The sequence below is a fragment of the Sporosarcina aquimarina genome, from assembly GCF_033253705.1.
Lineage (GTDB): Bacteria > Bacillota > Bacilli > Bacillales_A > Planococcaceae > Sporosarcina > Sporosarcina aquimarina.
Map to the genome: position 1 here is coordinate 258,492 of NZ_JAUBDH010000001.1, position 22,280 is coordinate 280,771.

General features: G+C 47.3%; 16 protein-coding genes. 10 read left to right on the forward strand and 6 right to left on the reverse strand.

The window, feature by feature from the left end; genetic code table 11:
* The first annotated feature begins 32 nt into the window (after positions 1 to 32).
* From QT716_RS01305 to QT716_RS01335, 7 genes are all read left to right on the forward strand, one after another.
* Entirely contained in the window at positions 33 to 632 is a 600-nt protein-coding gene (locus QT716_RS01305) for a 3'-5' exonuclease (protein ID WP_317933878.1), read from the forward strand.
* Positions 633 to 1,265: 633 nt separating this feature from the next.
* Positions 1,266 to 2,222 carry a nuclease-related domain-containing protein gene (locus tag QT716_RS01310; protein ID WP_317933879.1) on the forward strand — a complete coding sequence of 319 codons (957 nt, stop codon included), beginning with the start codon at positions 1,266 to 1,268 and terminating at the stop codon, positions 2,220 to 2,222.
* Between the two features lie 560 nt (positions 2,223 to 2,782).
* Positions 2,783 to 3,139 carry a YhdT family protein gene (locus QT716_RS01315; RefSeq protein WP_317933881.1) on the forward strand — a complete coding sequence of 119 codons (357 nt, stop codon included), beginning with the start codon at positions 2,783 to 2,785 and terminating at the stop codon, positions 3,137 to 3,139.
* Positions 3,136 to 4,578 carry a sodium/pantothenate symporter gene (panF, locus tag QT716_RS01320; protein WP_317933882.1) on the forward strand — a complete coding sequence of 481 codons (1,443 nt, stop codon included), beginning with the start codon at positions 3,136 to 3,138 and terminating at the stop codon, positions 4,576 to 4,578. The genes QT716_RS01315 and panF overlap by 4 nt, the downstream gene beginning before the upstream one ends.
* A gap of 197 nt (positions 4,579 to 4,775) precedes the next feature.
* Complete coding sequence (locus tag QT716_RS01325) at positions 4,776 to 7,022, forward strand: 5'-nucleotidase C-terminal domain-containing protein (RefSeq protein ID WP_317933883.1); 2,247 nt, start codon at positions 4,776 to 4,778, stop codon at positions 7,020 to 7,022.
* Positions 7,023 to 7,254: 232 nt separating this feature from the next.
* Positions 7,255 to 8,733 carry an N-acetylmuramoyl-L-alanine amidase gene (locus QT716_RS01330; protein ID WP_317933885.1) on the forward strand — a complete coding sequence of 493 codons (1,479 nt, stop codon included), beginning with the start codon at positions 7,255 to 7,257 and terminating at the stop codon, positions 8,731 to 8,733.
* Positions 8,734 to 8,847: 114 nt separating this feature from the next.
* On the forward strand, positions 8,848 to 10,782 hold the full coding sequence (locus tag QT716_RS01335; protein WP_317933886.1) for a S8 family peptidase: 1,935 nt from the start codon (positions 8,848 to 8,850) through the stop codon (positions 10,780 to 10,782).
* Between the two features lie 76 nt (positions 10,783 to 10,858).
* Here QT716_RS01335 and QT716_RS01340 read toward each other — a convergent pair whose 3' ends face one another.
* Positions 10,859 to 11,104, reverse strand: a complete 246-nt coding sequence (locus tag QT716_RS01340) for a hypothetical protein (protein WP_317933888.1) — start codon at positions 11,102 to 11,104, stop codon at positions 10,859 to 10,861.
* Between the two features lie 483 nt (positions 11,105 to 11,587).
* On the opposite strand from QT716_RS01340, the gene QT716_RS01345 reads away from it, so the two are divergent.
* Both QT716_RS01345 and QT716_RS01350 read left to right on the forward strand, forming a co-directional pair.
* Complete coding sequence (locus QT716_RS01345; RefSeq protein WP_317933889.1) at positions 11,588 to 12,676, forward strand: C40 family peptidase; 1,089 nt, start codon at positions 11,588 to 11,590, stop codon at positions 12,674 to 12,676.
* 90 nt (positions 12,677 to 12,766) lie between these two features.
* Positions 12,767 to 14,884, forward strand: a complete 2,118-nt coding sequence (locus QT716_RS01350; protein WP_317933891.1) for an S-layer homology domain-containing protein — start codon at positions 12,767 to 12,769, stop codon at positions 14,882 to 14,884.
* A gap of 72 nt (positions 14,885 to 14,956) precedes the next feature.
* On the opposite strand, the gene QT716_RS01355 is transcribed toward QT716_RS01350, so the two are convergent.
* The 5 genes from QT716_RS01355 to csaB form a co-directional block, all read right to left on the reverse strand.
* The gene (locus QT716_RS01355) at positions 14,957 to 15,127 is read right to left on the reverse strand and encodes a hypothetical protein (RefSeq protein ID WP_317933893.1); all 171 of its coding nucleotides are present in this window, start codon (positions 15,125 to 15,127) and stop codon (positions 14,957 to 14,959) included.
* Between the two features lie 171 nt (positions 15,128 to 15,298).
* Entirely contained in the window at positions 15,299 to 16,888 is a 1,590-nt protein-coding gene (locus QT716_RS01360) for a hypothetical protein (RefSeq protein WP_317933895.1), read from the reverse strand.
* Positions 16,889 to 17,165: 277 nt separating this feature from the next.
* Positions 17,166 to 18,674: a murein biosynthesis integral membrane protein MurJ gene (gene murJ / locus QT716_RS01365; RefSeq protein ID WP_317933896.1), complete on the reverse strand. Its 1,509-nt coding sequence runs from the start codon at positions 18,672 to 18,674 to the stop codon at positions 17,166 to 17,168.
* 84 nt (positions 18,675 to 18,758) lie between these two features.
* Positions 18,759 to 19,934, reverse strand: a complete 1,176-nt coding sequence (locus tag QT716_RS01370) for a glycosyltransferase family 4 protein (RefSeq protein ID WP_317933898.1) — start codon at positions 19,932 to 19,934, stop codon at positions 18,759 to 18,761.
* 3 nt (positions 19,935 to 19,937) lie between these two features.
* Positions 19,938 to 21,059, reverse strand: a complete 1,122-nt coding sequence (gene csaB, locus QT716_RS01375) for a polysaccharide pyruvyl transferase CsaB (protein WP_317933900.1) — start codon at positions 21,057 to 21,059, stop codon at positions 19,938 to 19,940.
* A 488-nt stretch (positions 21,060 to 21,547) separates the two neighbouring features.
* Here csaB and QT716_RS01380 point away from each other — a divergent pair, with 488 nt between their 5' ends.
* Positions 21,548 to 22,267, forward strand: coding sequence for a WecB/TagA/CpsF family glycosyltransferase (locus QT716_RS01380; protein ID WP_317933901.1), 720 nt, complete (start codon positions 21,548 to 21,550; stop codon positions 22,265 to 22,267).
* Positions 22,268 to 22,280 lie beyond the last annotated feature (13 nt).

Below are 22,280 nucleotides of genomic sequence, written 5' to 3' on the forward strand. Positions count from 1 at the left end.
CTATATTAGGTTAGTAGAAGGAGTGCTGCTGTATGGACATCCATGAAAGAGCGATCCGACTGTTACAGGAAAAGGCAGAGCAACCGAATCGCTCGCGCAAAACGACCACGAAAAAGTATAAAAAAGGGACAAAACCTGTGAACGATTATGTAGTATTAGACTTTGAGACGACAGGTTTGCGAGCGGGTGCCGATCAGATCATTCAAATTGGGGCTATCCGTTATTTTAACCACTGGAAAGACGGGGAGATGGATGTGCTTATCAATCCTCAGCGGCATATCTCGCCGACAATCACTCGTTTGACAGGAATCAGCAATGAAATGGTAGCCGACGCGCCAACGATTGGTGAAAAGGTGGGGGAGCTCATCGACTTCATCGGTGAGTTGCCGATTATCGCACACAATGCGTCATTCGATATGGGCTTCCTATACGCACTCGACAACATCCACGGGGTATCGATTCCGGAATACACCGTCATCGACACAGTGAAAATCGCCCGCCAGAAAATCAAAGACACACCCAATCACAAACTTACGACGCTCACTCAATACCTGGAGCTCGAACACAACGCCCACAACGCAATCGGCGACTGCCTCGCAACCGCCGCCATCTACCAATACTGCACCAAGTAAAACCCCGCCGATGCGGGGTTTTTGTTCTTGATTAGCGCCCATTTGCTTACCAACCCGCCCGCTTCGCCCGTGAACCCGCCCACTTCCACGGGCAACCCTCCCGCTTCGCTCAAGAACCCGCCCACTCACACGGGCAACCCGCCCGCTTCGCTCAAGAACCCGCCCACTCACACGGGCAACCCGCCCACTCACACGGGCAACCCGCCCGCTTCGCTCACGAACCCGCCCATTCCCACGGGCAACCCGCCCGCTTCGCCCGTGAACCCGCCCACTCACACGGGCAACCCGCCCGATTCGCTCACGAACCCGCCCATTCCCATGGGCAACCCGCCCGATTCGCTCACGAACCCGCCCATTCATCACGAGCAACCCGTCAGATTCCCGTCCCGCGGTCCCCAATCAAATGCCTGCAAGAGACAGTCTCGCGACCAAATATTTTTTCATGTGATCTTAAACCAAGATTGATTGGTGTGCGCCGCTGCGCGTCGTGTTTTGGGACGAATTCCCTTACCGAGTAGTACTTGAAAGTGCAATGAAAATTGTGTCAAAAAGCCAATAATTCGGCTTTGGGACATTCTATATCTTTCCTTCGAAGGACACGCTACACTTAAAGAAAAATAAGAGGTGAAGCTGTTGCTATACAAACAAAGAGGAAAGCCCAAAATGCTAATTGGACTGCAAGCACTTGAAAAACGCATGTCCCAATCACATGAAAAGTACGAGTATATTCAAAGTGAACTTTACAAAACACGTGCCGGATATGGGGGAGAACTAGAGTACGATCGTTATATGAAAGAGGTACGGACCGATTATCCCCATGCAATTCTCCATGATCTCTACTTACAACATGAAGGAGTCTATTTCCAAATCGACTCATTGTTCATCACCCCAGACACTCTTATCATTTCAGAAGTTAAAAATATCGCAGATAAAATTATGATTACGGAAAATCCTATACAATTTATCAAACAATCTATCGATGGCAAGAGAAAAGTATTCCGCAGTCCTATTACAGAAGTTGAACGTAAAATACACTTCTTGAGAAAGTGGTTACAGTTAAGAAAGGTAGAGTCTGAAGTGAAGGGACTCATTGCATTTGCACATAATAATGAAATAATCATTGAAGCCCAACCGAAGATTCCCATCATGACCACCTATGAAGCCCCTGCATACTTCCGATCACTCGTACCAAGTGAAAAGGGGATGGACCAAAAAGGAATTATGAAGTTAGCTCAAGATTTGGCAACTGCACATCGTGACTTCATACCGATTCCTCTTTTAACCCGCTATCGTGTGGAAAAACATGAAATTCGCGGTGGAGTATTTTGTGTGAAATGTGAGTTTGCAGCAGTGATGAAGTGGAAAAGTTTACGTTGGGAATGCACAACGTGTGGCACTCGTGAACTGCATAGTCATGAAACGACTATCAACGAATGGTTCATGTTGATGCCGGAACACCTTACAAATCGTGGCTTTTGCGAGTTTACAGGTCTTACAAATCGGCATACTGCAAAAAGGATGTTAGCCAGGTCTAATACCCAAAAACGTGGGAGGGGCAGGGGGATAAAGTATAGCCCGCTATCTCGATGAAAAATAGAGGATTAAAAACGCTTCGCTTTGCGAAGCGTTTTTTTAGTGGAGATGAGTCGCCAGTTTATAAGAACCCGCCAGATTTCGTCCGATACCCGCCCGTTCTCGCCATCAACCCGCTCACTACTACAGTGAACTAGCCCGTTTTATCGTTTTACCCGCCCGATTTCAACGCTAACCCGCTCGATTCCGGCCCGCGGCAGCCAAACGAGTTCCCACATCAAGCTGTCTCGCGACCAATAAAGCACTTCCATGCTTGAAAACCAAGATTAATTGGTGTGCGCCGCTGCGCGCCGCATTTTTGTGCAGCGTAAAAGTAGATAGTATCTCACCTTTGAAGGACCCGCCCGTTCTAGCCATCAACCCGCCCGCAACTACAGTGAACTAGCCCGTTTCAACGTTTTACCCGCCCGCTTCATTCATCAATCCGCCCATTCCACCTTTCAACCCGCTCGCAAAGTCGCTCCAAACCACCCCACCCACCAAATTCCCCCTACCAACCACCCACAAAATAGGCTATACTCAACAAAAACAGAGCTCACACAGGAGGAGGCACCGCCATGCTACCCGACACACCAAATACATCCAAAACCACACAATATAAGCAAGATCCGCGCTTCAAAACGGCGCATAAAGAAGCATGGATCGGCGTCGTGCTGGCCATCTTCAACTTCGTCTGGTGGTTTGGCTTCGCTTATGGACTCGGCGGGAGACCAGTCGAAGAATACACATACATCCTAGGCCTGCCCGACTGGTTCTTCTGGAGCTGCGTGGTCGGCTTCATACTCATGTCCATCATCACCGTCGTCCTCGCGAAATTCGTACTCACCGATATGCCGCTCGACGATGACCCGGCGTACCATCCGGAGCCGCCAAACTTCTCGGACCACCGCGGACAGAAAGGACCCACTTCATGAATATAGGCGTACTCATCCCACTCATCATCTTTCTAATTGGCATATTCGCGATTGGATTCATCGCATCCAAAAAAATGGGCAGTGGCGGCAGCTTCCTGCAAGACTATTTCCTAGGCGGCCGCGAACTGGGCGGATTCGTTCTTGCAATGACAATGGTCGCAACTTACGGAAGCGCATCCAGTTTCCTCGGTGGACCCGGAACCGCGTACACAGTGGGATTCGGCTGGGCGCTGCTTGCCATGACACAAGTCGTCACAGGCTATTTCGTCCTGCTTGTGCTCGGTAAAAAGTTTGCAATCCTGAGCCGCCGCTACGACGCGGTCACCATGATCGACTTCCTGAAAGCACGCTACAACAGCCCAACGGTCGCAATCCTCTCAGCCATCGCCATCATCGTCTTCCTATTCTCCGCGATGACAGCGCAGTGGGTAGGGGGCGGTCGTCTCATTGAATCGCTCACCGGCCTCAGTTACACGTCGGCGCTCTTCATCTTTGCGATCAGCGTCCTCGTTTACGTCACAATCGGCGGATTCCGCGCCGTCGCACTCACCGATGCTGTCCAAGGGGCCATCATGGTCGTCGGAACGCTCGTCCTGCTCATCGGCGTCATCATCGCAGGCGGCGGAATCCCAGCCATCATGCAAGACTTGTTGAATGAAAACCCGCGCCTCGTGACTCCATTCGGAGCGGACGGCAGCTTGACCGCTGCGTACGTCTCAAGCTTCTGGATCCTTGTCGGTGTCGGTGTTGTCGGACTGCCTCAAATGGTCATCCGCACAATGAGCTACAAAAGCGCAAAGGCCATGCACCGCGCTCTCGCAATCGGGACTATCGTCACCGGTTTCATCATGCTCAACATGCACTTGATCGGGATATTCGCACGTCCCGTCTTGCCAGGAATTGAAGTGGGGGATAAAGTCATCCCGCTCATCGCGCTGGAAGTATTGCCGCCTTGGCTAGCTGGCATCGTTCTCGCCGCACCGATGGCTGCAATCATGTCCACAGTCGACTCGCTCCTGCTGCTCGTCAGCTCCGCAATCGTGAAAGACGTGTACTTGAACTTCGTCAAACCGGACGCACCCGAAAAACGAGTCAAAATACTCAGCTTCGGCATTACGGGCGTCCTCGGAATCATCGTATTCCTGCTCGCTCTGCAGCCGCCCGACCTGCTGATTTTCTTGAATCTATTCGCTTTCGGCGGACTGGAAGCAGCCTTCATCTGGCCGATTGTTCTCGGACTTTATTGGAAATACGGCAACAAATACGGAGCCATCGCCTCTATGATGATGGGAATTGGCAGTTACATTGCCATCCATTTCTACAATCAGGAATTCGGTAATTTGCTTGGGGTGCATACCGTCACAATCCCAGTAGTCTTATCCTTCCTTGCCTATGTCTTAGGAAGTCTCGTCATAAAACGCGAACCTTTCCGTTTCTAATAGTCAACCGCTCAGAAGAGTCAATCCTCTGAGCGGTTTTTCATTTTAAAATCATGTAAATATAAATGAAAATGTATGCGTTTTCATTGAATGAATTCCTTTATTTCTAAAAACTCCAATTTCATCTAGTCGGAACACTCTGAAACTGATATGATAGACATGCATGTCCAAACTACCATACTAGGGGGCACAATCGAATGACGAAAAAAGTGAGATTCATGGCTACAGCTGTAACAGCAGCGGCAGTCGCAACTGCACTAGCAGTACCGAGCGCATCAGCTGATTCTTCTAAATTCACGGACGTATCAGATCGCTACCAAGACGCGGTCAATTTCCTTTGGGCGAACAACATCACACAAGGTGTTAGTGAAACGAAATTTGACACAATGGCTTCAGTAAAGCGTGCAGACGCAGCCATTTTTATCGCTAAGCTAATGGGCTTAGAGCCAGGCGGCGTTTACGATGACTCTGGTTTCACAGATGTGCCTCAAAATGCAAAGTGGGCAGTCGATGCACTAAAACAACACGGCATCGTCAACGGTAAAAGTGAAACGAAATTTGGCGCTAAAGAGCACCTAACACGCGGTGAAGCGGCGGCAATGATCGTGAAAGCTGCAGAAATCGAAGCAGACAGCACGATTATGAAAACAAAATTCTCAGATGTCAACAAACGCTTTGCACCATACGTTCAAGCACTTGTTGATGAAAAGATCGCAAGCGGTAAAGACGACAAAACATTCGGAACTTCCATGCCGGTCACTCGCGGTGAACTCGCACTCTTCCTCAACCGAGGCAACGCAAAATTCGGATTCTTCGACCTCATGGTGATGCATATGAACGACCATCATGCGTATCTTGACAACTTCCCGTATATTTCGACAGTAGTAAACGAGTTGCGTGCTAATAACGAAAACAACCTACTGTTGCACGGAGGAGATGTATTCTCAGGAGATTTGTATTGGAATAAATATAAAGGGCAAGCAGATGTTGTCATGATGAACTACCTTGGTTTCGACGCAGTCACTTTCGGCAACCATGAATTTGATGAAGGCGGCAGCGATGTTGGCCACCAAGCACTTCGCAACTACATTCTTGGAGCGACTTTCCCAGTGCTTGGCGCAAACCTTGACTTCAAAGGAGATCAGAAACTAAAAGATCTTTACAAGGGCGGAATTGCGGATAATGCAGGCGGAGGCGAAATCTACGATGGGACAATCGTTGAAATCGACGGTCAGAAAGTTGGAATGTTCGGTCTCACAACTGAAGATACCGCTAACATTTCAAGTCCTGCTGAGGTAGAAGTACTTAGCTATATTGATCGTGCTAAAGAAACAGTCGCTGCACTTAAAGCGAAAGGGGTCGACAAAATTATTGCGCTGACCCACGTCGGAGTAGACGAAGCCGCGCCTGCAGGCAGTGATCAGACACTAGCAAAATCGGTACCGGATATTGACATTATTGTGGGTGGTCATTCGCATACGGCACTCGAAGAACCACTTACAATTGCCAATGAAAACGGCAGCAAAACACTTATTGTACAAGCTGGCAATTATGGAAACTACCTTGGAACGCTGGATGTGAAGTTTAATCCAAAGGGTGAAATCTATTGGGACCATGGAAAACTTATCAAGATTGATTCGAAGACGATGAAAGCAGATAAGCAGGCGGCAGCTGTTCTTGCTCCATTTAAAGCTGGAACGGAAGAATTGAAGAAGGAATCGATTAATGTTACTTCAGATGTTGAATTGAGCGGTGCACGTGACTCTAACGCAGAAGGGACATCAAGTGTACGTCACAACGAAACGAACCTTGGTAATCTAATAGCAGACGCAATGCTGACTAAAGCGAAGACACTTCCAGGTATGGATAAGGAAACTGTTGTTGCGCTGCAAAACGGCGGCGGAATCCGAACTAGTATTGAAGCTGGGGACATCTCTGTCGGAAGCATCATGCAAGTATTGCCATTCGGAAATCCGTTAGCAATTGTTAAATCCACTGGAAAAGAAGTGAAAGAAGCATTGGAGCGCAGTGTTGGCGGTTCCCTGATTGCAGAAGGCAAAGGACTGAAAGAAGATGGCGGGTTCCTTCACGTCGGCGGCATGAAGTTCACGTATGACAGCACAAAAGAATCAGGTAAACGTGTACTTGAAGTGCTTGTTAAAGAAGGCGACGAGTACGTACCGCTTGAAGATGATAAGGCAGTCTATATTGCGACGAATGATTTCACTGCAAAAGGCGGCGATGGATACGATGTGTTCAAAAAAGCAACAGATGAAGGTCGAGTGTCTAAGCCAGGCTTCACAGATACTCAAAACTTAATCGATTACATGCAGACACTCGGAGAAACAATCAGTCCGAAAGTCGAAGGTCGAATCATCGATGTCTCTCTAGAAACTCAACAAAATGGATATAAAGTTCCAGTTGAAGAGACAACAACTAACTAAAAAATAACAAAAAAACGCCAAATCATCGCAATTGGGATGATTTGGCGTTTTTTACAAACAGCGGTATGTAAGGATTTCTAGCGACCTAGCTGTAGAATAGGGTCGTAATGGCTAGGCTGAATTTGTCAAAAACTATTAATATACCCTGATTTGGGTCGATAGAAACATAGAGAAATAAAATGAATTGTTGTATCCTTGACGGTAACGACAAAAAACTTGGAGGATTGTACCATTGAAGAAACTTGCAGCATGTCTTACCCTGTCTCTCGCAGCACTTGTCCCCTTCGGACAAGAGTCTCAGGCAGCAACCCATTTCACGGATGTCGGAACGACACACCGGGCACAAGCTGAAATCTATTATCTAGTCGAAGGCGGTATCGCCAATGGATATACAAGCAGCCGTTTCATCCCGGAAAAACAAGTGACGCGTGACCAAGCAGCAGCAATGCTAGGACGTACGTTAGGCTTGAATGGGGAACCCCGTTCAACTGAATTTAAAGATGTAGGTTCAAATAACTCTGCTTCAGGATACATACAGCAGCTTGTCGACAAAAAAATCATAAATGGTTATCCTGATGGATCGTTCAAACCGGGCAACACACTAAGTCGCGGAGAAATGGCTGTTCTTATCGGTCGTGCATTTAATTACAACTCAGGGTCCGTCAGTGTGGCAGCAAGCTCGCTTATGAAAAAAGGAATTGCACAAGGAATTGCAGACGGTACATTTGGTGAATCACTAACTATTAAGCGTGGTGACTTCGCAGTGTTCCTAGCACGCAGTATTAACGCAGACTTCCGTACAGCGAATACAGAGAAATTTGACTTAAGCGTCTACGTAGATACGAAAGACGGCACAAACTTAAATATCCGTACAGGTCCAGGAACATCGTATCAAGCAATCGGTTCTGCACCAACAGGAAAAATCGTATCTTATGCATACTCGGTAGGAGACTGGGCATATGTGACATCGAACAACGTAAAGGGCTTCGTTCATTCAGCTTATCTCCAGCTGGACAAGCCATCGGACAAGCCGGTTGTCACACCGCCAACAAGTCCAGTGCCAACACCGCCTGGTAAAAAACCGCTTAGTGATATTACTGTAGTAATTGACGCAGGACATGGCGGAAAAGATCCAGGAAGTCCAGGTCGTGGTTACACAGAGAAAAACGTAACACTGAACGTTGCGAAAAAGATGGAAAAGTATTACGACAAAGTTCCGATGAAAGCGAAAATGACACGTACAACGGATCAGTACATCAGTCTGGACGCTCGTGGCGCGTACGCTTCAAAAATCAACGGGGATATCTTTGTTTCCATACACACGAACGCACACACTGGTTCAGGTAATGGAACAGAAACGTATTACTATACAAGCAGAGCTCGCGTAAATCCTAACGTATCTCAATCGAAAGCACTTGCGAAATACGTGCAAAATCGACAATTGGAAGCGTGGGGCTTAACAGACCGCGGAGTGAAAGTAGGAAACTTGGCAGTACTTCGTCAAAATAGTGTACCCGCAGTTCTTGCTGAACTAGGTTTCATTACAAACAGCAAAGACATGGGTGTCATGGGCACAGAAGCTGGCCGGGAAAAAATGGCAAAAGGATTATTCCTTGCTACACTCGACTATTACTATTATTATGAAGGAAGAACAGACGTTTTGCCTTTGTATAGCACGGTAAATGCTACACCGAGTGGCAAACTTCACTGATGACATCCGAATCCCACTCGATTTAAAATCGAGTGGGATTTTTTTCATTAAAGATGCACAGAAATGTCTGCAAAGGGGTATAGGAAACATATCATACATAAAGGGAGTGATCGCGTGAGAAAATTGGCAGTTGTAATCGCTCTATCGTTTGGATTGCTGCTTCCTCAGCATGCACATGCATCCGACCAAGCCGATTGGTTACTTCAAGGCTCTGAAGCTGATTTGCAAGCAATTGGTCAAGACGGAGTTGAATTTACAAAAAAGTTTAAAAATGCTCCCTTGGGAGAAGTGAAATTGACTCAAGACGAAGTGAATGAAATTCGCACTAATTATCCTGACGTCAGCATTCATCCTAATCTCGAATATGGAGTTGCAGAGACACCGGTTGCTCCGCCGCCATCTTCACAAATTACTTACCCAAAACGCTTCAACCTCATCAGCACTACACCTGAAGTGATTGCTCCGTACACAGGAAAAGGCGTTCGTGTAGCAGTTCTCGATAGCGGCATCGATGTAACGCATAGCAAACTGAATGTAAAAGGCGGATTTTGTGCATTGCCGAAAGACACTTGTGCACCTGGCCAATTTCCATACAATGACGATCTCGGTCATGGGACACATGTAGCAGGTATTTTATCGGCAGCGAAAGCAAGCAATGGAACAATGGGGATTGCACCTGGCATAGACCTGTATGCTATAAAATCCATTAACTCTAGAGATTCTGGCACCACTGTTGACATTGTGTCGGGTATCGAATGGGCCATCAATAACAAAATCGATATCCTGAATATGAGTATAACGACAAACCAAGATGATCCAGCGCTTAAATTGATGCTGGAGAAAGCTTATTCAAAAGGCATGATTATCGTAGCTTCAGCAGGAAATGAAGAATATGGAGACAACAAAGACTCCGTTCAATATCCTGCGAAATATCCGACTGTCATTGCTGTAACAGCAGTTAATGCATATAAAGAGCGATTTCTAGAAGCGTCCATGGGGCCAGAAGTTGAACTGGCAGCGCCCGGCGTGGACATCATCAGCACGTACCCGCGTGACCTCGATGACGATGGTAAAAAAGATGGGTACTACGAATTGTCAGGTACATCGATGGCTTCACCGCATGTTTCAGGAATTGCAGCATTGTTAAAAGAACGATTCCCTGATATTACAAACATCCGACTGCGCTCGATTCTCGCAAACGCTGCAGAAGATCTCGGTGCAAAAGGGCGCGATCGCCAGTTTGGATACGGGCTCGTTCGCTATCCTGCAAAAGTCGAAGAGATTCCGATGATGACACAATACACACAAAAAGGTCGAGTTGTATTTGAATTGTCGAACGCAGACAAAACGACAACACGGCAGTTGAAAATTGAAGGACGTACGATTTCTGAGCAATCTCCCGGCAAATGGGAAACATACATGCTTTCCGGTACTTACAAAGGGAAGTATGCAGTGATGACAAAAGCCGGTAAACAGATTCAAGAAGACATCATCCTTACAATTGACGGCACCAAATACAAGGATGTAAACGGTTTGAAATGGTATGCGCCGCAAATTGCGTATCTTGCGGAAAAAAAATGGATTAATGGTTTTAACGGCAATGTATTTAAGCCAGAGCAAAAAATCACTCGTGCAGAAGCCGTAGCTATTATGGGGCGCGCTTCAGGACTAAACGGGGAAAAACGAAATACTAAGTTTCCGGATGTAAGTCGAAATAACTTTGCATCGGGCTACATTCAATCCGCACTGGACAAAGGACTGCTTGGCGGATTCCCGGATGGCACATTCCGTCCAGATCAGCCGGTAACACGTGGTGAAATGGCATTGTTATTGCAACGGGCATTTGAAATTCCGTACGATGCAAAGCAAAAATCACCATTCCCAGATGTAACGCCAAACGTATCCAGTTACGAAGCAGCGCTTGCCCTAACACAAGCAGGCGTGACGCAAGGATTCCCGGATGGTACATTCCGACCGCAAGAAACAATGAACCGCGCAACATACAGTGTATTCCTAGCTGGTGCGCAAAACCCGAAACTGTTCAAATAAACACCAAACCGCGCTAGAGCCTCCGGGCCGCGCGGTTTTTTTGTGCATCTATATATTTGCCGGGGGCGACCAATATTCATGGCGACCCGCACGATACCCAAGGCAACCCGCCCATTAACGTGAGCAACCTGCCCGATAGAGCCAGGAACCCGCCCATTAACGTGAGCAACCCGCCCGATAGAGCCAGGAACCCGCCCATTAACGTGTGCAACCCGCCCGATAGAGCCAGGGAACCCGCCCGTTTCTTATCCCGCGGCAGCCAAACGATTTCCCACGCCAAGCTGTCTCGCGACCAATAGTCTCTTCCAAACTGGAAACCCAAGATTAATTAGTGTGCGCCGCTGCGCGCCGCAATTTTAAAAGCCGGAGAAGGAGGCTACACCAAGGAGGCACCCGTAAACGCAGGGAACCCGCTCGGTTTCTCCGCATAACCGCTCAATACACAGGGTGAAGCGCTCAAATCCCGAGGCTAACCGCTCAATACACAGGGTGAAGCGCTCAAATCCCGAGGCTAACCGCTCAATACACAGGGTGAAGCGCTCGAATCCCGAGGCTAACCGCTCAATAGACAGGACGAAGCGCTCGAATCCCGAGGCTAACCGCTCGATACTCAAGTCGCAGCACTTCGATCGCTACACAAAACTAACCATTATATCCACAAAACTATTAAAATAAACTAGAATTCGAGACTTGTAACACAACTGTAATATTCACCGTCGAACTTTTCTGATAGGATATACTCATAGAATGAATTCTAGGTAATTAGACGTTGGAAGCAGTCAATCATCCTAAATCGAGGTGGGACATGAAGAAGCAGCTGGTAGTCTTATTGGCCTTTATTTTAGCAATTGCAAGTGTCTTTACAGTGGGACCTCAAAAATCTGAAGCGGCAACGAGTGATAGTATCATTGCTTACGCTAAGAAATTTGAAGGAACGCCTTATCTGTTCGGAGGCAACACTCCGGAAGCATTTGACTGTTCTGGTTACATCCTTTACGTATTCAAGTATTTCGGCATTACTTTACCACGTACATCAGAATCACAATTCACTGTCGGAACAGCCGTATCACGCGAAAACTTGCAAGCTGGGGATCTCGTCTTCTTTGCGAATACATACAAGCCTGGCATTTCACACACAGGCATTTACATCGGAAACGGCGACTTCATATCTGCAGAGTCTGGCGGAGTTAAAATCTCCAACTTGGACAAGCACCCATATTGGGCGCCAAAGTACGCAGGAGCTAAACGAATTGCTGGCGTAAGCGTTACACCGCCTGCAAAGCCAGTTGCACCAGCACCGACACCATCAAAACCTGCTCCACCAGCTCCATCGAAACCAGCACCAGCACCAGTTCCGTCTGCACTGTTCAGTGACTTAACAGCGCAGCACCCAGCGTACAAAGCAATTGAAACACTTAGCACGCAAAAGGTTATTGGCGGATACAAAGATGGATCGTTCCAGCCAGAAACGCAAGTAACACGTGGACAAGCCGCAACAATGGTGAACCGCGTCCTGAAATTGCGTCCTAGATTCCCGCTTACGTACAGCGACGTTCCTGCAAATCATTCATTTGCAAACGACATTTCTGCAATGAGTGACGCAGGTATCTTGCAAGGCTTTGAAGATGGCTCATTCGGAATGTATGATCCATTAACGAAAGCACAACTCGCTATCATTTTAGATCGTGCGTTCAGCATGTCTCAAACCGCTTCAAGCATGACGAAAGCGCCGTACGCCGATGTGCCGGTTACATACCGCGCAGCAGGTGCGATCAGTGCACTTAAGAAGATGGACAAGACAACTGTCTTCCAAACAACCAACTTCTCAATCTCTGCAAATGCAACACGCGCGGAATTCTCAGCTGGCCTGTACAGCGTCGCTAATTTCCGCTAATGCAACAAAATGCCGCCCTCAAGCTCTCGCGAAGGGCGGCATTTCTTTCGTTCCTAAACTGAACGCACCCAACTAGAAGGAGGCAACAACATGAAACGATTTCGCTCAACTGCTAAACTAGCAGCTATTCTATCAGCAGCCTTACTGCTCATTACGCTTGTAGTACCAGCTACACAAGCATCTGCCGACGAACTAACAGGACGGACATTGGAAAAAGAACTCCGGGAAATGATTAGTAAAGATATTCTGACAGGATACACCGACGGTACATATCGACCAGAAGAAAACGTTTCACGTGCACAGTTCGCAGCATTCGTTGCCCGAGCGTTAAAACTTCCCGAAGCCAACGGGAGTTTCAACGATGTACCGAAAAATAGTAAACTTGCAAAAGACATCTACCGCGTACAAAGCGCTGGACTTATGAATGGATACAGCGGGGGAATCTTCAAGCCAGATGCACCGATCACTCGTGAGCAAGTCTCCATCACGATGACAAATGTCTTAAACTACAGCGAAATGGTCCTTCAAGAAACTCGTATCGACTTTACGGATTTGAATGAATTTCAATCATCCGGCAGCGTGCGTTCTGCATACTACAGCATCCGTTACGGGATCATTAAGGGAATCCCGAACAAAGACGGATCCATGCGTTTTGAACCGAAAACGAATGCTACACGTGAACAAGCAGCAGCCTTCATCTCTCGATTCTTAAAAGCGGTCGAAGCATATGAGCCGCCATCATTACCAGAAATTCCAGATACACCGGAACAACCGACACCACCTGAAGATCCTGTTAAGCCGGATCCGCCTAAACCGCAGCCGCCCGCTATGGATCAGGATTATTACGTAGCAACAATTGAAAACGGCCAGCTTAAAAAGCAGTCCAAAGGGTACACAAAGTATCTCCAAGCAGTAGATGTGTTCAATAGTTCATCAAAATATACAGCGATGTACCGAGGAGACGAACTCATTCGTGTAAGTCGGGGAATGGCCTTCGGCGATAAAAAATCACCAGCTGGGGCCGTGGAAAACACGATCATTTACTATGATCCTGAATTTAAAAAACAAGCAACCTATGTACAGCAAGGAAGAGAACTTAAGTATCTAGGCTCCAACGATAAATACGTGAAAGTGCAAGTCGGTGCGACAGAAGGATACGCCAAGCATTCTGAAGTCGATTTAATCCCGATTGAACTCGTAATAAACCGAGATCACTACACAGTCAGCCAATGGGGAACGCTGACTCACGTCACATATAATTACATGACGAAGAAATCTGCATCTTATTATGTGCAGCTCGCACCGGATTTCTTAAAAAACAATGGGACATACCATAGTCCTGACGGCGTTCACTTCTATGAAACTAACGGGAATTTCGCAGGAACGTTCTTGCCATACTTCCAATTCTTATCTGCCCGCTCAAAAACAAGCTACACAGGTAAAGAGCTGGATGCGTTGATCCTAAACGTACTGAAGGAACGCGAACAGAAGTATGGTGGAACGTATACCGATGCATCGAAAAAGTCGAAACTTCTCGGGCTTGGCTCGAATTTCAAAAAGCTTGAAGATGACTATCAAGTGAACGCACTCATGATTCTGTCGCTCGCAGTGCACGAAGGCGACTACGGAATGAGTAAAACGGCTCAAACGTGCAACAACTTGTTCGGACTGTATAAATACGATTCACTAACGAAGCTATGTCCAGACAAAGGAACATTTAAAAATCCAGGAGACAGTGCAGTCGCACTTGTCAAAGACTTCTTGAATCCAAACTACATGGATCCAACGAACGCACTGGGCCGTGCGCAAGGTGCTGCATTCGGTAACAAAACTACAGGATTTAACGTCAACTACGCATCCGACCCAACGTGGGGCGCTAAAGCTGGCGCGCACATGTATAATCTGGATAAAGCAGCAGGCGGCAAAGACTACGGACTATACAAACAATTCGCCCTGACGAAGCTTGAAATCCCAACCAACGTCCGCACAGCACCAAGCACATCAGCACCCGTCTTGTATACGTACACAGCACGCAATAACGGCGTCTACAAAGACACAAGCAACGGACTGCCACTCGGCTATCCACTGACAGTCATCCGCTCTGTAAAAGGTGACGACGGCAACACATGGTACGAAGTCTTCAGCGACAAAGCAACTGCCAAAACAGGGTACATTAGCGCAGACGTCGTAACCATTATTAATAATTGATAAACCCAGAACCCCCTGCGTCCGCGCGCAGGGGGTTTCGTATTGAACACAAATTTCACTAGAGACGACCGCTTAAGCGCCAGATCTCGTGTATAACCCGCCCGCAAAGCCCAGCAACCTGCCCGATTCCCAAGGCAACCCGCCCGCAAAGCCCAGCAACCCGCCCGATTCCCAAGGCAACCCGCCCGATTTCCAAGGCAACCCGCCCGCAAAATCCACCCCCTCCCAAAATTTCGCAACCAATCCGACCTACCCTAGTTCGAAAACCAAAACGAATTGGTGTGCTACGCTCCGCTTCGCATTTTCTGTAGTTGCATTCTCGGAAACTAGTAAACGTCACTCCATCAAAGGGAGAAACGTCTTCGTAAAACAACCCCACCTATCAGCTGAAGACAACAAAAAACAGGGGCACAATCACCCCTGTTTCAAATGCTTCGTCACTTTCTCGATCAATTCCTCACCGCTATCTTCCAAAAACTTCAGCTTCGCATCAATCAACTTATCAAAGAATGGATTCCGTTCCATATCCATCTCTTCCAGCAGCGATTGCGTCTCCACCAAATCCACCAGCGTCAGCTGAGGATAGTCATCGCCAGAAAACGTACCATCCGGACGCGCTTGGTACCACAAATCGTTGTTCTCACGAATCCAACCGCCTTCATCAACGCCAAACGCTTCAATGCCCTTCATTACGCTCTCGGCAGCATCCAGATACTTCGCATCTTCAGTCTCGCGATAAGCAGTCAGCAAAATCTTCAATCCGCCCAGCTCATGGTTCAGCGATGCATGGGGTTTATCGTTCTCCGGGTCTTCATCGAAATAATCGACAATCATGAATCCGTCGCCCGCTTCAATCGTTTCACCTTTTTCAATGCGCGACAACAAGTAGTCCGCATACACAGGCACATACAACTTCGACTTATCAACCTCATCATCGAGTTTCTTCTCTGTATCATCGAGGAAAAACGCAACGTATTCGTTGTATCGCGTATCCACATAAGGCGCTTTGATGCCATATGCGTTATTCAGCCACGTACTCGTATACTCCGTAGGCCAGCGGGTGCCGCCGAACTCATCAATGTAATTCAACAAATTCACACGTGAATTCAACACCATCGTTTCAAAATACAGCGACTCGGACTTACTGTACCAATCGAGCGCTACATCATCTTCCATCCGGCCAATGACGCGGCCGTATCCCATCTTTGTCCCAGGGTCGATCGAAAATGGCAGCTTCGTATACGGTCCATCCATCGTAATCCAATTCAACTGGGAGAACTGATTCTCGAGCGCGAAGTCGATGAATTCGTCTTCTTCTTTCTCTGACTCGAACAACGGCTCATCTGCAAGCATCACCCACGACTCTGCAATCTGATGTCCACCAGCTTTAGCGCCGCGCGTAAATCCATCATCGGTCACAGTCACATCCTGAACTTCTTTATCCAGTTCACGGATTCGGCTCTCACCCACATCATATTTCTTCACCAGTTCCTTTGATGTGAATGAATACCCAACAAGTGCTTCCGCAATCCGTTCATTGCCGTCAATCGTCAGTTTTCCATACGGATTCACCGTAGGATCAGTCCCGAACGTATCATGATGAGGATGATCAACCTTTCGAGGATTCCAAGAATACTCTTTAACCTTCACTGAATCACCGAAATGGTAAACCGACTCAAGTGAAACACCAAGCCGTGCATCATTCGTCAGACGCTCAAACAAAAACTGCGAACCATTTCCAAGCGTCCGTTCCGTCAACTCGTATGTGCCGATCTTTTTACCGAATCGATTGACGGAGTACATATGTATTAAATCGTGCGTATTTTCCACCTTGCGTTCAACGTCTTTCTCATACGCGAGTTCAATAAAACGAGGCATATTTACATCGACCTTTAAATCCTTAGTCGAATAAACGCTCTCTATCGTCGTGCCTTTTAAAAAGATTCCCACAATCCCCACAAGCACAAGAATCGCCAGGAACACCCCAATTATCCACTTTTTCACGCATTCCCACTCCTTTCGATAAAACCTGTTTTCTTTAAAACCATGGTGGAAGGTAGGCATTCTATCCCAATGTGCCATAATTACTTGTCCAATGTAATCACAATCCCATTATCGGTGTAGACAGCGACACCATTCGCGATCTTTGCGAATTGTGGCGCTGCCTGCGCCTGAAATAGAATTAAGTAGCCTAAAGCAGGAGAATGCCCACACGTCACGATACTTTTAGCAAGCCACCCATCATGCCGAGCAGTCTAAATCGTACAAGAAATCTACCAAATTAACCCCGCTTCAACAACCCAACAAATCGTCTAAACCCTGCACGATAAAACACAAACAGCATCACAACATACACAACAACACCAATCGGAACCAATGTTGCGAGCTGCACAATCGGACCGAATGAACCAAGTCCGGCAAAGGCTTTCGCTGCATTGACAACAGCGCCCATGATTACTGTCGGTATAACAACTTGCGGCACCATCTTCCCGAATCGCGCCAGCTCTTCTTTTCCAAGGTCTTTATACACAACAACCATTGACACTGCGAAGAAGTAAATACTTACGACAGACGTCGCAATCGCAAGGGCCGGGTAACCAAATCGGTCGACCAACAGCCAGTTACTTAAGAAGTTGATCAAAATCGTCGTTACACTAATTCGAAACACAACAGCTGTCTTTCCGCGTGCATACATCGACTTCGACAGCATGAGCTGCATCCCTTGGAACACAATGAAGGGTAAATATAACATAAGCGCAATGTGTGTCTTATGTGTATCGTCAGGCGTAAACTTCCCATGTTCGTAAATGAAGGCAATGACTGAGTCTCCAATGACCAGTAACCCCGCTGCAATTGGCAGCAGTGTTACAAGAGAAATTTCCATGCCGCGGAAAAACGTCTCTTTGAACTTCGCGCGCTCTTCCGTCTGCTCGCTCATCAATGTAAAGATGATCGCAGCAAGCGTCGTCGCGTAAATCGCATTCGGAATGCTGACGATAAGCGACGCGTTATTTAAATACGTCACCGCACCTTCAGTTGTCCCGGAAGCAAATGCCTTATTTACAAACATGTTCACTTGTCCCACTACTGAATTCAGCAGGGAAGGGACTATGAGCAGTAAGAACGCATTGCGGAACTTAATGTCCATCTTAAATTCCAAACGCCATTTATAATCAGAACGGACCAAATAATACAATTGAACAATGACACCTAAAATTGTACCGAAGATGAACCCGTACACGAGTGAAAAGATGCCCCATTGATCACTGAATAAAATCGCAAACACCACGGAAAAAAACGTCGCAAGCAACTTAGACATTTGGGATGGTACGAAAATACGACGAGACTGCAAATACGAATCCAGCAAACCGCTTAACGCAATGACTGTCATGAAAGCAAAGAATATTTGCGTCATCGGGATTGCAATCAAAGCTGTTTCGGCTTTCATTTTGACATACATCAGTGGCAAGAAATAAGGTGCTCCGAACCATCCGATGAAACTGATTCCAACGAAGATGATCATCGTCCAGTTCAGCAAGGCATTCGCATTATGATCGCCTGCTTCACCCGACTTACGGTTCTTGATATACATCGGTAAAAAGACATTATTGAATCCGGTAGAAATCATCGCAACGACTAATGTAATGAATGCAAAAGACAGGAAATACGCATCGGTTTCATTCGACACACCAAATTTCGTACCGACAATCGATTCCCGTACTAACCCGGATAGCTTTAATACGAGCGCAAGCATGGCAGTCCAGAGCGCAGCTTGTTTTAACTTCCCCATAAAAGTCCTCCAATCACGCTAAACAGCCTTGCGTGCTTCCTCTAAAGTTAAAAAGCTCCCTGAAGGCACCAGGGAGCTTTGCAATCAGTGTTTCAATGCTTTCAAGTAAATCGCTTCATACTTTTCAGCCGCAGCGAAATGCGAGTACTCTTCAATAATCTTCGCCCGTCCTGCTTCAGCAAGCTGTTCGCCGTACTCAGGATTTTCAAGCAGCTGGATCATCGCGTCACTCAATTGCTCGACGTTTTGCTCTTCAACAAGCAAGCCGTCTTTACCGCTATCGACGATTTCTTTCAACCCGCCAACCGCACAAGCGATCAATGGAACGCCAGAACCCATTGCTTCCAATGCGGAAATCGACGTCGCTTCTTCAACGCCTGCAGAGTAAATCGAAGGCACAAGTGCAACGTTCGCAAGTGCGTAATATTGCATCATGACCGAGTGATCAACCGCTCCAAGCATTGTAATGTTATCCGATACGCCAAGTTCCGCGGCTTTCTGTTTCATCGGTTCCATCATTTCGCCCGTTCCTGCAAATACGACACGCGCATTCGGGAATTTCTCCACAACAGCAGGGAGTGACAAAATCGGATACATGACGCCATTCTTCTTCGTTAAACGACGTGGCACAAAGAAGATGAGCTCATCTTGGGAGAATCCGTACGTATCCCGGAATTCAGCACGACGATCAATTTCAGGCTTGAACGATTCAACGTCAATGAAGTTCTTGATCATATTACCTGTAACGCCTGTTTCTTTCAGAATGTATTCTTTAATGCGCGTATCGACAGTGATTACTTCACGTGTCGCTTTATAACCTTTACGCTCTGCTTCTTGAAGTTCTTTCGCTTCCGGAGAACCTTCAATCACCGATCCTTTAGAGATCCCTTCAAACGTTAAGTACCCGTGAACCGTGCTCACGACAGGCACATTCGTTTCAAGTGCAGCAAACGTCGTAAATACGTCTTGAGCATTAATGACATCGTATTCCTTTTTAGAAACGGCTTCTTTTATCAACGTCGCAAGTTCTTCCTGGCGGCGTTTCAACGTCCAAACGTACCCTTTACCTTGCTTCATTTTGTTGAGCAAAAACGCAGGGCCGCGAACGACTCCGTCACGCTTCCATTTTGGGACGTCTGTGAACGATACGACATCGACTTCGTGTCCGCGTGACTCAAGTCCAGACTTTAATGTTGTGAGATGGACGGACAATCCGCCTAAATGAGGATAATCATATACAGTTGCTAGTAAAATTTTCACCGCTTAACGGCCTCCATTCAAAAACTGTTCCCGCAGCAAATCGACGTTGCGGATTGCTTCGCTTCGTAATACTTCGACGTTTGGAGCCATCATTTGTTTCACGGCATCACGGTTGTCTAGTGCATAAATCGCTTGTTCCAATAAGTCTTCTTTTGTAAATGAACCCAGTTCAAACGAATGCTTCCACATACCCGAACGCTTCAAGAAACTTTCGACTTTGCGATCGTAGCTCAATCCGACGTGAGGGACATTCGACAATGCCGCAAAGATCAATGCGTGCAAGCGAAGCGCAATCGTAAGATCCGTCTGTTCAATGAAGTTATAGAACTGGTTCGGTGTGAAGTGCTCACCCAGAATCTTCGTCTGATCGGCATGCTTCATCAACGCTTGTACTTTCTTCGATACGTTTGTATCATATGGCGGCTCCATCGGTACAAACACTGGAGTGACCTTACGCTGTTCAATCAATTCATCCAATGTCCAAGCAAGTTTCGCGATATATGCGTCTTCGTGCTCGAACCAAGGACGAGGTGCAACTGCAACTAACCGTTCGTCGCCTGTTAATGAAAGAGAATCATACGCTGACGTATCTTCATCAGATTTGAATGCAAACACGATGTCCGCAGTCACAACAGTTTCCGGCTTGGTTACGCCAAGGTTTTCCAAGTACGTTTTAGAGTATTCATCGCGCACTGTGACGAAGTCCGCTTTGTTCGCCAGACCTTTCATCAGCGTCTTTCCCCAGTTACTCGTAACAGGGCCGATTCCTTGAGAGAAAAACATGACTTTCGTTCCGCATAGTTTCGCGAGAAGGACGATGAGCAAGTAGTAGGGAAGCGGGCCGAAGAGAAACTTCGTAGGATACGTATCCTGAAGCAATCCGCCTCCGCCTGAAATGAGCAAGTCCGCTTTTCGAAGCGCTTTGATCTTTTCTTTGTTGCCATGGCGCCACCCGCGATAAACGGAAGACACGCTATGGTCAGATGCGGTCTGTTCAGGAGACAGCGAGAACACCGTAATTTCCGGGTTATCGAGCTCCGCACGCAAGTTGTCGATGATGGCCTTCAAAATCGCCTCATCCCCAGTATTTCCAAGTCCATAAAAGCCGGACAATACAATTTTCAATGGAATAATCCTCCTTAATGTATATGTAGACGGTGTTGATTTTCGCGGCAGGCGGACGCGTTCCTAGGGGCTCGATCTCAGCCGCTTCCCTCGCTTTGCTCAGTCCAGGGTCTTCGATCTTCGCTGATCCCTAAGGAGTCGCCGCCTTCTGCTGCAATCAACGGTGCTTCTAGTAGATGACGTTATAACCTGCACTTAGGTTTGTAGAAGCGTTCGTCCGACTCCTGCGGGAATAGCATGAGCTTGAGACCCCGCAGAAGCGAAGCGCACGAGGAGGCTCAGGCCATGCCCGCGGAAAGCGGACGATAAGCTTTGGAAAACCGTTTCAATGGAATCACTCTATAGTAGGAAATAACCTGAAATAATTAGCCAAGGTTCACACACTATCGGGCTAATTTTAGCACTATACGAACAGGCTGTGCAAGCTGTTGTCGTTTCTGCTATACTAAGACAATTGAAAGTAAGGAAATGAGTGGGGGCACCCGTACATGAAAGAGACCTATTTAGGCGTCAACGTATCGCCTTTGTCGTATGAAGGAATTATCGAAGAAATTCGTTTACGCATGACGAATAACGAACAATCGACAATCATCGCAGTCAACCCCGAAAAGGTCATGACCGCACAGAAAGACCAGGAAGTACGCGACCTCATCAACGGCGCAACGTTCCAAATCGCGGACGGCGTCGGAATTTTGCTTGCCTCCAAAATGAAAAAAGGCACGATTACATCCCGGGTAACTGGGGTAGACATGATGGCGCGGCTCCTGAAATTCGCAGCAAGCGACAACCATCCGATTTATCTATACGGTGCAAAAAAAGAAGTCGTCGAACGTGCCGCTGCAAATATCACAAAAGACTATCCGGGCATTCCGATTGCAGGAATGACGGATGGCTACGAACAAGACGAAGAAGCACTCGTTCAGCGCATCAATGACAGCGGAGCGCGCATTCTATTTGTAGCGCTCGGCAGTCCAAAACAAGAATTATGGATTCGCCGCAACATGGAGCGGCTCCGTAACGTCCTAGTCTTTCAAGGTGTCGGTGGCAGTTTTGACGTGTTCTCAGGAACCGTCAAACGGGCACCGTCCTTTTTTAGGAAAACAGGCACGGAATGGTTTTACCGTCTGTGCAGCGATCCGAAGCGCATTAAACGTCAGATGAACTTACCGCGCTTTCTCATGCGTGTGCTGACGGACAAAACACACTAACTCAGAAATCTAC

Bases quoted from the DNA above. Each gene is read 5' to 3' on its own strand.
- QT716_RS01305 (WP_317933878.1), top strand. From the start codon at position 33: ATGGACATCCATGAAAGAGCGATCCGACTGTTACAGGAAAAGGCAGAG.
- QT716_RS01315 (WP_317933881.1), top strand. From the start codon at position 2,783: ATGCTACCCGACACACCAAATACATCCAAAACCACACAATATAAGCAA.
- panF (WP_317933882.1), top strand. From the start codon at position 3,136: ATGAATATAGGCGTACTCATCCCACTCATCATCTTTCTAATTGGCATA.
- QT716_RS01325 (WP_317933883.1), top strand. From the start codon at position 4,776: ATGACGAAAAAAGTGAGATTCATGGCTACAGCTGTAACAGCAGCGGCA.
- QT716_RS01345 (WP_317933889.1), top strand. From the start codon at position 11,588: ATGAAGAAGCAGCTGGTAGTCTTATTGGCCTTTATTTTAGCAATTGCA.
- QT716_RS01350 (WP_317933891.1), top strand. From the start codon at position 12,767: ATGAAACGATTTCGCTCAACTGCTAAACTAGCAGCTATTCTATCAGCA.
- murJ (WP_317933896.1), bottom strand. From the start codon at position 18,674: ATGGGGAAGTTAAAACAAGCTGCGCTCTGGACTGCCATGCTTGCGCTC.
- QT716_RS01380 (WP_317933901.1), top strand. From the start codon at position 21,548: ATGAAAGAGACCTATTTAGGCGTCAACGTATCGCCTTTGTCGTATGAA.